Below are 12,384 nucleotides of genomic sequence, written 5' to 3' on the forward strand. Positions count from 1 at the left end.
TGCGGCACCTTCGCAATGAGAGACGGCGTCCCGGCCACCACCGGGGCGCCGTTGTGGTTTGGGCCCTCACCGCTACGGATTCGTTTCTAATGTGGCAGAGAAGACATTCGACTGAAGTCGAACCCACAACAAAGGGGTGTCAGGAGCGCAGGGCTCCTGACCTACAAGCCTGTATCACAAGAGCCAAAAGAGTCCTACCGTTTCGGTGGGGACAAGCCCTACGGATTCGTTTCGTGAGTGTAAGAACAGGCACACCGATTCGGTGGGGGACAAGCTTGTCGACACGTTCGACTGAAGTCGAACCCACAACAAAGGGTGTCAGGAGCGCAGGGCTCCTGACCTACAAGACTGTATCACAAGAGTCAGAAGAGTCCCACCGTTCCGGTGGGGGACAAATGTCAGACAAAAAATGTCTGACCTACCGAGGATCGTAGTAGTGATTTGGTTCCGTGTCATAGTGGGAGAAGTGAAGAATCTACCAGTCTTTGGTGGGCAATGCTGGGAGATCCTCGCCTGCGTGCAGGCTGGATCCCCGTGGTCGATTTCGCGGGGATGACGACATGCAAATGTCAGACAAAATGTCTATCGCGACTTATGGTGTGATGTTATGCGACTTCGTGGAGTTCCGTGAAGAGTTCGTCGGTGAGGACGCCGTGGCCGAGGGCGAATTGGAGGATGTGCGACCAATAGGCGTTGCCTTCGATAAGCAGCGGGCCATCTTTGGTGATGGCGATGTCCCAGCCGAGACTGCGCAAAAAGGGGAGACGCGATTGAGCTTCAAGCGCCAATGCGGTGACTTCCTTGTGGAAAGGGAGAATCTCGCCGGCAATGGGGCTTTCGTTTCGGGGTGATGAGTGTGATAGACAATTCCAGAATTCGTTAACTGTGCGCCGGTGCTGAGGACGCCGTTGTCATCGAAGCGGGCAGCCATTCCGGTGGTGCCGACATTGTCGATGTGCTTGCCGGAGCGGGAGATTTTGAGCATGCGCATGAGGATTTGAATGTCGCCATTCTTCGTGATGTAGGTTACGACACGCGCGGTCTGTGTGCAGTCGGCTGTGTAGCGATCGAGAAATGGGTGCTGGATGATTCGTTCTTGAATGAGCCACGAATCGGGGCTGTGCTTGACGATGCCGATATTGGTAGCGGCAATCTTGTCAAAGAGGTCGCTGTAGGAGAGTTCTCCTTCATTGAAGGAGAGAACTCGATCGTTGCCAATCTTGCGGCAGAGGCGGAGTCCCTCGCCACGCTCGGCGGAAACGGCTTTGAGGACGAATTCGGTGAAGGCGCCATCTTGCAGGAATCGAATGAACTGATCGCGAGTGCAGAGGGGGCGATTGGCGTCGTCGTAACCGAAGTGGGGATTGTAGAAGCCGAACTGTCGTGGGACGGGAAGGCCAAGCGTACCCATCAGGCGATCAAAGACCATCTTCTGAAGGACACCCTGATCGAATAGTTGGTTGATGGTGCGGTGCATGAGCCAAGCTTGATCTCGGCTCATGTAACGGGTCTTGTCGTTCCAGCTGATTTCGGGGCGGCAAAGTTCGTAACGAAAGTACTCGTGGGGTTCGAGGCCATTAAGCCGCATGAGGCGGAAGTTCTCAGAGATTTGACGCCACACGGAAATCCGAGGCAAGTGTGCGAGACGGCGGTTGCCTTCAAGGATACGTCCAACCCAGCGGACGAGCGCGGCGGGTGAGAGGTTCATCTATCTGAGTTCTCCATGAGTGGACGATATAAAGCGCGCAGAGGTAAGTTGTGCAACAAAAAAAAGACCTCCGTGATTCGGAGGTCTTTCGAGAGATCGATGTACTGCCTATTTATTTTTTGCGGCGAAGATGAGCGCCGAGACCTAAGAGACCCATGCCGAGGAGAACCATCGTTCCCGGTTCCGGCGTGATAGTGTGGGTTTCTTTTACGAGGTCGTTACCGCACTCAATGTTGGTGCGGAAATTGACCGTCTGGTGCTGCATGATATTGAAATTCGCACCGAAGGCGCTGAGGTCGAAGCAGTATTCCTTGACCCAGGTATCGCCATTGGTCTGGCTCGGATTGGTCGGGATAATCGGGTTGGGCTCAAGCTCATCATAGAACGTGTAAGCGTTCTGAACTTCGCCAAGTTCGGTACCCTGGTTCATTCTCCACGGACCCATTGAAGCGACGATAGCGGCATTGTAGCCGAATCCGCCGGGGACGCTCGGAATGGTGAGGTAGCTGTCCACCTGGTAGAGCTTGGAGGCGCCGCCACGAGTTACGATCGCGTAGGTAGCATCATCGCCGTCGAATCCAAAGAAAAGGTCGCCTTCGCGGTAGGTATAATTCCAAACCGAAGAATAGGCGCCGTACTGGAAGCTGGCGGTCAACGAGACATAGAACTTATCGTTAGCGGTCGCGAAGTTGAGGCCCTCGATATCGAAGCGCTCGCCACCCAATCCGGCTTGACCCGGGTTAGGCTGGAACGGATCCGGCTGACCCGGATAGCCGGGGAAGTCGATATCGGCGGTGTTATTGTGTTCGTCGAACACGTTATCGCCGAAATCGTAGAAATTCCACGTGACGGCATTGGCTGAACTGAATGCAACTGCTACCATCGCGGTAACCAGAAGCTGTAACAAAGTCTTTTTCATCGATCTCCTCCAAATAGGCATAATTCTAACTAGTTATTGCAATATGCAATCCGTGTGCCAAGAATGGTAGTCGGGGTGAGATTTTAAATTGTTGTATGACAGTATGTTATGTGCACGTTTTTGAAGTCAATTGGAAGGGCGAAAATAGGAAAGTTGGAAGTGTTCGAAAATTCGACAGATAAATGACGCAGACCATCACCTTGTGACATAACATGTTGTGGTGTAACGGAATAATGCGGTTTCACGAGTGTCGGCCTCGCAAACAAAAAAGGCTCCCGAAATCGGGAGCCTTACAATTCAACCTAATGTATTGAACAGCAACTATTTACAAGTAACTGCCTTGCCGTCGGTGCCAATTTTTGAAACTGAAAACGCCGGTTCGACGTTTTGGGCATCAGGAGTGACTCCGTAAAGAGTATTCGACGGAAGAATGAATGTCGTGTCAATAAGGATGTTGCAGCCATCGATAGCGCTCTTGGCGTTTGCCGTGAAGAACAGCGTGGCGAGCTTTCCTTTGCCTTCCGCGAGCGGGGGCTTGGAACCATCGAGTGTCGCAAAAAGTCCTACCAGGACCTGTTGGAGCGAGTCAAGCGGACGAACCGACTTGACGGCGAAGTAATCAGTCCTTGGCGTCCATGCGACAGAATCGTAGCGCATGTGGAAGCCATTACCTCTCACGAGGAGCGGGAAAGCCAACGCGGTAAGCTGCTGGTCATTTTCCCAATTGAGATCAATGGCAAACTGATTGCCTTTGATTTGACGGATAGAAGCATCGGCCTTATCAACACGGCCGAAAGAATCCTTCGGTTTACCCTGGGCAACTAACGCCACTGCAGCTACCAGAATAAATAGCGCGGTGAATTTCCAGGCGATAGCTTTGTTCATTAAAATCCTCCCTGTAGTTTGGACAATTAACTCTTTTCGATCTTTCGTACTTCAGCCTCAACAGACGGTCTTACACCGGAATTGGGGTATTGTTTCAGGAATTCCTGGAAGGTCTCCAGTGCCTTGGCGCTGTTGTTGAGATCTTTTAGGTAAATAAACCCGATTTTGTAGAGAGCTTCAGCAGCCTGCGGTGTTTTCGGGTATTGCTTTATCAGTGTTTCAAATTGAATGATGGCGTCCTCATGGCGATTGTTGCGCTGGAGGAAAGTCCCGAGATAACTTGCTGCTTGAAGACCGATGCGACGATTGACATTGCCTTCAGCAAGTTTGCGAATCTCCTGCTCGGAACGTCGAAGCCACTCTTTTTCAAGACCGGGCTGGCCGATTTTACGGAAGTATTCCGGCAAATAGGCGAGGACTTCCAGAGCCTGAACACTTCCCGGAAATTCGTTGAGTAACGCGACGTATTCCTGGCGAGCACGCTCATTATTCTGTTCGCTTTCGAAGCTGCGGGCCTTGAGCATTTGTGCTTCAGCCTGAATATTTGCCAAGCGAGGGAATCGCTGGCGCAGATTTTCAAGGTGATTGCGGCCCTCTTGAAATTTCTCATTGCTGAACGAGAGTGTCGCGAGCTTCACATAGGCAGTGGCAATTGAAAGGGAGTCGTTGCCGTCATTGATGATCTCGTTGTATATGCGGATCGCTTCATCTGAACGGTTGAGTCGTGTGAGATAAAGGTCAGCCATCATCGAACGTGCCGGGTCGAATTGCCTGCCGGTAGAATCAACAACAGTTGCAAGGAGATTGACCGAGGTTTGGTACTCGCCAACGGCGCTGTACATTTCGGCCAAGAGGCGCGTGGCCATCATTGTCATCGGGACTTTGGGGAAGCTGTCGACAATGCCTTCATAGTAGTCGATTGACCAACGTGCGCGTTTGAGAGCTTCATCACGTTCGTTGGCATCGGCGTAGTGCTCGGCAATTTTCTTGGGCAGTTCCATAACATTGGTATTTGGAAGAATGCCGCGAACGACCGGCGGGTAGTATTCCTTTAGCAGTTGCAGATAGAAGTTTTCTGCGCTGGGCCAATTGCCTTGTTGCTCGGCGATATTGCCGGCGGCAAAGAGTGCGTCAAAGCGATGTTGTTTGAGCATGACGGGCGAAGCAATGATGAAGTCGAGGACTTTTTTGGCGCTGTCGGTTGACTCTGCGCTTAATAGCAGGGCAGAGGCAGAGAGGAGAGCTTTGCCGGCAAGATTGGAAGCTTCGACTTCGGGCTCCGATAGATTTTGCAAAGATGTAAGATTGGGAAAGTTTTCGGTGAAGCGGTTGAATACCTGCATGTAGGCACTGACGAGTAGAAAATAATCGTCACGGGTGCGGAGTTCAGGTTTGACGGAATGGTTGTCGACGAGTTTTTCAGCCTCAAAGTAAGCTTTCTCGACCTGATAGCGTTTTTGTTCGATTTCATATCCAGAGCAACCAAGGGCCAGGAAGATGATGAGGCAGAAAGTGATTCCGATTTTATTCATTAATTCTCGCTTCAGACATTTACAGTATAATATCGTCTCTTTAGAAGGATTCTTCAACAGACAGTCGGGGTCGTAAAGGAGAGGAAGGTTGGTGCCGGCCGTCATCCGTGTCGACCTCAAAAGGAATTTCGATCCTCCGATGCTTGTGCGAAGAATGGTAATATCCGATAGAATCAATGTCAAGTTCAAAGCAAATGCGTTGCAAGTCAGGCTGATTCGAGTATTTTCCAAACATGTCACAATTAGACCGCCATACATTAGAGTCGCTGGAATATCCGCGTGTCAAAGAGCAGCTAGCGAAGCTGTGCTACTGCGATGCTGGGCGCGAAATGGTCAATGAAATGAGCCCGTCGATCGAACCGCTGATCATTCAAGACTCGCTATTGGAAACCTTCGAGATGAAGGAGATCATTGAGTTTGAAGAGATTATTCCGCTTGAGCATCTCGATCGAATCGAGCAGTTGATCGGTAAGGTCCGAATAGCGGGTTCAATTCTCGATGCCGAGCAATTGAAGAAGTTGGCGGATTTCCAGAAATTGGTTTCGGCACTGTTTCAATATCGAGCACACAAGGAAGAGAAGTACCCAAAGATCGTCAACTATCTGCTTCAATTGAAGCCGCTGACGGACCTGATTCAGAGAATAGATGGCGCCATCGACCGCGGCGGAGAGATCAAGGATTCAGCATCGGACAAGCTGCGGCGAATTCGCGGCGAGAAGGCACACGCAAGAGCGCAGATTCTGACGCGACTGCAGAAGGCGTTGGGTGATCGGGCGCATCGTTCAGATCGCAGCGACGACATCGTGACGATGCGCGACGGGCGTTATGTGATTGCCATCGTCGACAGTGAATTTAATCCGAAGACGGCGGTGATACATGACCGGTCGCGAACGGGAGCAACGCTTTACGTTGAGCCGACGGAAGCGATCGAGTTGAATAATAAGTTGAAGCAAGTCCTGCTCGACGAAGTACACGAAATCGAGCGGATACTTCTGGAGTTAAGCGAACTGGCGCACAGTCATGGCGAAGAAATATCGCGCAACTGGTCGCTGTACGGGCGGCTGGATTTTCTGCATGCCAAAGGCAGATTGGCGCTTGATCTGCAGGCGGTGATGCCCAAACTGCGAACGGATGCAGTTGTGAGCCTGCAGGCGGCGTACCATCCGCTGTTGTTGATGAGTGCGCGAAAGCGCGCGGATGTGGTGCCGCTGAATATTGAACTGGGATTTGACCACAATGTGATCATTATCACCGGACCAAACACCGGAGGCAAGACAGTCGCCCTCAAGACGGTCGGATTGCTGGTGCTGATGACACAGTCGGGATTGTTGGTTCCGGTGGATGATAAATCTCAAGTCGGGATATTCAAGAAGATTTATGCAGATATCGGTGATGAGCAATCGATTGAATTGTCACTATCGACGTACTCGTCCCACATTGCACGAATAACGCATGCAATCAGGCAATGCGACGGCGATAGCCTACTTCTGTTCGACGAATTGGGAGTGGGCACCGATCCGAAAGAGGGCGCAGCTCTCGGCGAGTCGGTGATTGAGTACGTTTCCAAAGCTGGTGCGAAGTGTGTAGTGACAACGCACTACTCGGCGTTGAAGGCGATTGCGGAGACGAACAAGCGAGTAGAAAACGCATCGATGGAATTCAACCGCGAGACTTTCCAACCGACCTATCGCTTCCGAACCGGACTGCCGGGATCGAGCTATGCACTTGAGGTGGCTTCGCGATTGGGGATGCCGGCGGAGATACTCTCACGGGCGCAGGAATTGGTCGGAACGCAAGAGCGTTCGCTGGCGGATCTGATCTCGCGACTTGAACAAGAATTAATGGCGACCGATTCCGAGAGGGAACAGTTGCGTGTAAGGCTGCAAAAGGCCGAGGAGTTGGAGACAACTCGACAACAGCAACAGGCAAAGCTCAACGAACGAGAAAAGCAACTATTGCGCGAAGGATTGGATGCTGCGAATCAACTTGTAGAAGAAACGCGCAAGAAGATCGATCAGCTGATGCAGGAATTGCGCGAGCCACAGGTGACGAAGACTGATGTTAAACGCGTGCGCAAGACGATGGACGAATTGCGAAGCGAACTGGCAGAAAAAACGGAGAAATTACAACCGCGGCGCGAGTATGATGGCGAGCCGCCGACTGAAGGCGAGGCTGTATTTGTCGAGCGATTACGTACCGACGGCGAATTGCTGGAGATATTTCCGGATGGGAAACGGGGGAAGGTTCGAGTCGGCAGAATTGTTTACACAATGGAATTGCGCGACTTGCGCAAGCTAAAGGCAGGTGAAGCACAACCGGAGATTCCAAAGGGAGTCAATTACCAGCCATACAAAGACGAAGTACAGATGGAGTTGTCGCTGCGAGGCATGACAGTTGAGGAAGCGCGCGACAGGCTCGATAAGTACTTTGATGAAATTGCACTAACGCATGTGCCGTACGTGCGAATAGTCCACGGAAAAGGAACTGGGGCGTTGCGTCGATTCGTGCGCGAGTATTTATCCAAGAACAAGATGGTAGAGTCGTTTCAATTGGGAGAATGGAACGAAGGCAGTTGGGGTGTAACGGTGGTGAAGCTAAAATCGTAGTTCTCGGTTAGAGTTCCTGCCGCAGTAGTTTGATCTCATTCATGTAGTAGTTTATCTGTTCCTCATCATTCTCAGTTTCAGCTTCTTTCAATAGGCGTTTCAGTTCCGTCATTCGTTTGGTCCGGTGTCGGCGATGGAAGGCGATGACGAGGTCGGTATAGACTTGATTGAGATCGGAGCTTTGAAAGTCTTTCGCGGCTAGCGCAGCAATCAGCTCCTTCTTTGGTGTCTCAGAAACTTTGTCAATCAACTGCGACGGTGTTGGAGGCTGGTCATCTTCATGAAGCTGTAGAATCAGACTGTATATATCGGCAAGGGTCTGGTCCTCGAAATCTGTTGGGGCGACTTTTTCTGCGGCAGACTGGACAAGTTCACTGCGCTGGAGCAACAGTGCCACAAAATCGCGATCAAGTGGAGAACCAATTGTCTCGCGTGGATTCATCGTGGGGCGGCGCTCTTCAATGCGCACACCGCGGCGGACAAGATCAATGCCGATGTTGTACCAGCGAGCGATTTCCTGGAGGAAAAGCTCGCGGCGGATTTCATCTTCGATACGACCGGCAAGGGTTGCCAGGCGTTTGATAGCGCGGTCCTTGTCGTTGAGGCTGAGTTTCTCGAAGCGATCAGGCAGAGTTGAGATCGTAAACTCGACATAGGATTTTGCCCGCGCCAGTTGTTCGTCGATAGCAGCTTTGCCGCCCTTACGGGCAATCGAGTCAGGGTCTTCACCTGCCGGCAGTTTAACGACTTTGACGTCGAGACCAGCTTCAAAGAGGTAATCTACTGAGCGTATAGCGGCCTGCTGACCGGCGGAATCGGCATCGAACATCAGGATGACACTCGAAGCAGATCTTCCCAAGAGGCGAGCCTGTTCCGGTGTAAAAGCCGTTCCCGAACTGGCGACGACATTGGTGACGCCTTGCTGATAGAGAGACAAGAAGTCAAAGTATCCTTCGACAACGATGGCTTCCTCGGCACGACGAATGTCGCCGCGTGAATGAGAAAGGCCATAGAGAATTGATGCTTTGTGATAAAGCGGTGTTTCGGGTGAGTTGATGTACTTGGCTTGCTCTTTGGGATCGAAAGTACGAGCGCCGAATGCGATTGGCTTTTGAGCGGTGTTGAAAATCGTAAAGACCAGGCGGTCGCGAAAACGGTCGTAGTAGCCGCCGTTTTCTTTCTTGATGACCAGACCGGCCTTTTCCAGGTCGGATTCGGTCAGTGATTTCTGCTTGGCATAGTGAAGAAATGCGTCCCAAGAATCGGGGGCATAACCGATCTTGAATTTCTCGATGGTGGCGTCGGTGAGTTTGCGCGACTTGAGATACTCAAGAGACTTGCGTGATTCGAGCAAGTGCTCCTGAAAGAACTTCATGGCCACTTCGTGCGCCCAGTAGATTTGATCGAATTCGCGGGTTTCGCGCGTTTCGCCTTTTTCAGGTAGTTGGACATTGGCGCGAGCGGCTAAGAGCTTGAGGGCATCCGGAAAGGGGAGCTTTTCGTATTCGATTATGAACGAAAAGACATTTCCGCCCTTGTGGCAGCCGAAGCAATGGAAGATTTGTTTGTCGGGCGAGACCGAGAACGAAGCAGTCTTCTCCTGATGGAATGGGCAACGTGCCCAGTAGTTGCGTCCTTTGCGTTTGAGCGGGAGGTAAGCGGAGATGACATCAACGATATCAGATGCTTCGCGTACGCGTTCGACGATGTCGTCGCCATAGAATGCCATAGGGTTAAGATACGTAACAATTCGGTGTCACGGCAAGGTCTATCATGGAAAGTCCGAATCTGCACAATTTTGTAGCATTAAACAAATTCGAATGAAACATCCGTGTGCAAAATCGTATCATCAGGAATGGAATTCAGCGTAGATTTCACGGTGAGACGGATTGGTACGTTTCTTGCTGAAGTTGCTGTGGAAATGAAGAGTAAGATGGGAGTAGAGGGTGAATAGGATTCTGATAGTATTCGTTACTTTGATAGCGGGTGTGTTGGTTTTTGGTGGCAATTTAAGGGCGGCTGCGATTGAAGGAAGAGTTTTTGACCGCGAAACCGGACAAGCACTACCGTACGCCACGATCCAGATTTTGGGGACAGGCAAAGCGACATCTGCCAATGATGATGGCAAGTTTCGGATAGTGTGCGAGACGGGAAGGCAGATACTCAAGGTCAGCCACATCGGGTACTACACGTCGTTTGATACGGTTGACGTCGCGGAGAATATTGCCGCGCGGGAAGTCTCGCTATTGAGCATGGTTGTATTGGGACAGACCGTGGTGGTGTATGATCGCCAATATGACCCAGCGCAATTGATCATCATCGAAGCGATCAAGCGGAAGAAAGAAATTCTCGAACGGATCGGGGACTACAAATACAGTTCTTATACCAAGTTCGTGGCACGCGATCTCAGCAAGGGCGATAGCTCCAAGATCATGGCGATTACCGAGACGCAGGCGCAGTCGTTTTGGGAGAGACCGAACAAGTACAAGGAGATCATCACTGCGCGGCGACAGTCTGCGAATATGAGCGCAGCAGATAATCTGGTGTCAATCGGGGAACTGCTGAACTTTAATAAGAACCGAATCGACATTGGAAGCTACTCCGTTGTTTCTCCGGTCGCTGAGGATGCACTTGGATACTACAACTACTACCTGCTTGACTCGACATACATCGACAGCCGAAAAATCTACAAGATTGAGGTCGAACCAAAGAACCAGGCTGATGCGTTGGTTGAGGGGTATCTGATGATCGCTGATTCGACGTATGACGTCGTTGATGTCGATTTTGGCTTCAACGAGGGTGTGCGGATTCCATTTGTGAAGGACCTACGCTATGTTCAGCGTGTTGCGCAATTCGAGAATCTATACTGGATGCCAATTGAGATTCGTTTTACCGCAGACGTAGCAATTAGCTTTCCGGGTATTCCGAACAAGATCGGAATCGACTTGGCGGGATCGATATATGACTATTCGTTTGAGACTGGTCATGCCGAAAACACGTTTGATGAGTACGCTTTTGAGGTAGCGGAGACGGCGGACGAATTTGATTCGACGACGTGGTCACTGCGGCAGAGTATACCGCTATCGATTCAGGAGTTGCGCGGGTATGCACGACTTGATTCGATTCAGAACGCGCCAAAGCCGCTGGGGAAGCAGATGCTCAAGGCTGGAGTTGCTGTTTTGGCGTTGTTCACAGTGGGTGCGTATGACTTCGCGAGATTTAACCGAGTCGAAGGACCGTATCTTGGATTTGCGGAGACGATCAACTCAGAACGCCGAGGACTGCAGTTGGAAGTCAAATCAGGGTACGCTTTTGAAGCGAAGCTCTACCAATACAAGTTAGGGACACGTTACCAGTTTCCAGGTCGGAAGCGAGTGGCAATCAAGGCTGAGTATTTGCGCGAGGTAGCACAGGGACAGACTCTGACTCAGGGGAACTACAATTCGACTTTCGAGAGCCTGTTCTTTAAGTACGACCCGGTGTCTTACTATTACCGTCGCGGGGGAAGTGCAGCATTGGAGTTTTCGCCGATACAGCACTTCAAGTTGGAGGGAAAGGTTAGCGATTTCAAACATCGGTCGCTCAATAACGCGACAGACTTCAGTTACTTCAATCGCGACGACGAGTATCTTGTGAATCCATCGATACAGGATGGTAATCTCCGAATGTTGACGGGCAGTATTGAATACGACTCGCGCAAGCTGTGGAAAAACAAAGGTCAGGACACGCGGATGTGGGCACCGCAATACACTACGCTACGGTTGACTGGCGAAATGAGTTCTCCTGATGTACTTTCCAGCGATTTTGACTTTCGCCGTTACTATGTTTCTGTATATCGCCGACAGCGGACACTTGGGCTCGGGGTGACGCATATCAATCTGTTTGCGGGTTCTTCGACGCGATCACTGCCGCCACAGTCCTACTACCAGTATGTTGACTATGCGGGAGTCGTGGCTGGGGAAAACGCGGCCTTTATGACGCTTAACGATTATCGAATCGCGGGAGATAGGGCGGCGTATATTTATGCAAATCACGAATTCGGTCAATACCTGTTCAAAAAGAGCGGCATTCCGTTAATCAAGTCAATCCCGTTTACGCTGGGCGTACACGGCGGCGCAATGTGGTCGGATTTTCATAATGTCACGCCGCACGATGATGGTAGAGATTGGTTGGAGGCGCGCAAGCCTTACAGCGAGATTGGATTCAGTTTGGGAAATCTAACGCCGTTTCTATCAATACTGAATTTCGGTGTGTACTTGACCTGGCAATTGTCAGACTACGACACGAATAGCTTTGCCGCGCGGATGGGAATCAAGTTCTAGACGGCTATTTTATCTCGAAACGCTGAATTCTCCAACCGTTGTCGTTGATGAGGTAGAGGAAAGAGAAATTGGAGTCAGTCGGGTCGGATGTCGGGGTGAAACTGACTGTTGCCTTCTCTCCGTCAATGCTGAACTTGCGATTGTGCATGGCGAAGGCGGAGTCTCCGGCGGTAAGCAGCGAAATGAGACGATTGGGGCCGGCTCCTTCGGGTGTGGGCTGAACGAAATATTTGTTCAGCGTGCCAAGATCGCCATTGTTGACTGCAGTGGTAATGACACCAAGCGCATCGCGTATTTCATTGCGGTCGACGTTGGGGTCTTTCTCCTTGACGCAGGCCGCAAATGCGGCGAACAGTCCCACCAATACAAACACGCCCTTTAACTGCCATATTTTTGTCAGCATCCATGCCTC

At 51.1% G+C, this 12,384-nt stretch carries 8 protein-coding genes; 2 read left to right on the forward strand and 6 right to left on the reverse strand.

Annotation, left to right across the window (positions count from 1 at the left end):
- Positions 1-605 precede the first annotated feature (605 nt).
- The 4 genes from IPH59_03785 to IPH59_03800 form a co-directional block, all read right to left on the reverse strand.
- Positions 606-830, reverse strand: coding sequence for a hypothetical protein (locus tag IPH59_03785; protein MBK7090832.1), 225 nt, complete (start codon positions 828-830; stop codon positions 606-608).
- A 990-nt stretch (positions 831-1,820) separates the two neighbouring features.
- Positions 1,821-2,627: a PEP-CTERM sorting domain-containing protein gene (locus IPH59_03790; protein ID MBK7090833.1), complete on the reverse strand. Its 807-nt coding sequence runs from the start codon at positions 2,625-2,627 to the stop codon at positions 1,821-1,823.
- Between the two features lie 321 nt (positions 2,628-2,948).
- Positions 2,949-3,512, reverse strand: a complete 564-nt coding sequence (locus IPH59_03795; protein ID MBK7090834.1) for a hypothetical protein — start codon at positions 3,510-3,512, stop codon at positions 2,949-2,951.
- A gap of 26 nt (positions 3,513-3,538) precedes the next feature.
- Complete coding sequence (locus tag IPH59_03800) at positions 3,539-5,044, reverse strand: tetratricopeptide repeat protein (GenBank protein MBK7090835.1); 1,506 nt, start codon at positions 5,042-5,044, stop codon at positions 3,539-3,541.
- Positions 5,045-5,277: 233 nt separating this feature from the next.
- Here IPH59_03800 and IPH59_03805 point away from each other — a divergent pair, with 233 nt between their 5' ends.
- Complete coding sequence (locus tag IPH59_03805; GenBank protein MBK7090836.1) at positions 5,278-7,650, forward strand: endonuclease MutS2; 2,373 nt, start codon at positions 5,278-5,280, stop codon at positions 7,648-7,650.
- Between the two features lie 7 nt (positions 7,651-7,657).
- Here the strand turns inward: IPH59_03805 and IPH59_03810 are convergent, their stop codons facing one another.
- Positions 7,658-9,379 carry a DNA primase gene (locus IPH59_03810; protein MBK7090837.1) on the reverse strand — a complete coding sequence of 574 codons (1,722 nt, stop codon included), beginning with the start codon at positions 9,377-9,379 and terminating at the stop codon, positions 7,658-7,660.
- Positions 9,380-9,596: 217 nt separating this feature from the next.
- On the opposite strand from IPH59_03810, the gene IPH59_03815 reads away from it, so the two are divergent.
- Positions 9,597-11,972, forward strand: coding sequence for a carboxypeptidase-like regulatory domain-containing protein (locus tag IPH59_03815; protein MBK7090838.1), 2,376 nt, complete (start codon positions 9,597-9,599; stop codon positions 11,970-11,972).
- A 4-nt stretch (positions 11,973-11,976) separates the two neighbouring features.
- Here the strand turns inward: IPH59_03815 and IPH59_03820 are convergent, their stop codons facing one another.
- A complete protein-coding gene (locus IPH59_03820; protein ID MBK7090839.1) occupies positions 11,977-12,375 on the reverse strand; it encodes a hypothetical protein in 399 nt (132 codons plus the stop codon).
- Between the last annotated feature and the right edge of the window lie 9 nt (positions 12,376-12,384).

It is taken from the genome of bacterium (assembly GCA_016708315.1).
GTDB lineage: Bacteria > Zixibacteria > MSB-5A5 > CAIYYT01 > CAIYYT01 > JADJGC01.